Origin of the sequence: Robertmurraya korlensis (assembly GCF_023715225.1) — a bacterium.
Lineage (GTDB): Bacteria > Bacillota > Bacilli > Bacillales > Cytobacillaceae > Robertmurraya_A.
The window spans coordinates 1-457 of sequence record NZ_JAMBNS010000097.1 but is presented as its reverse complement, the minus strand read 5'-3'; the positions used below and the strand labels follow the sequence as shown (position 1 = coordinate 457).

Below are 457 nucleotides of genomic sequence, written 5' to 3'. Positions count from 1 at the left end.
AAGTAACGTTACGTGGCGAACAGATGTACGAATTTTTAGATCGTTTAATCTCAATCGCTATTCCACGTATCCGTGACTTCCGCGGGTTTACAGATAAAGCATTTGATGGCCGTGGTAACTATTCACTAGGTATCAAAGAGCAAATCGTTTTCCCTGAAGTTGACTTTGACAAAATCGACCGTATTCGTGGTTTAGACATTACTATTACGACTACCGCAAAAACTGATGATCAAGGTCGTGCATTGCTTAAAGCATTCGGCTTCCCATTCAAGGGCTAACAGCAAGGATAAGGCAATATGGCAAAGAAAAGTATGATTAATCGCGAATTTAAACGCGAAGCGACTGTTGCTAAATATGCTGAGAAGCGTGCAAAGCTTAAGGCAATTATCAGCGACATCAACGCAACTGATGAAGAACGTATGGACGCCATGCTGGCATTACAAGCATTGCCACGTGA

1 protein-coding gene is annotated in these 457 nt (G+C 42.2%); it reads left to right on the top strand.

All coding sequences use genetic code 11. The features are described from left to right. On the top strand, window positions 1-278 hold a 278-nt coding region (gene rpl5 / locus M3175_RS25975), incomplete at its 5' end, for a large ribosomal subunit protein uL5 (protein WP_503328634.1). Between the last annotated feature and the right edge of the window lie 179 nt (window positions 279-457).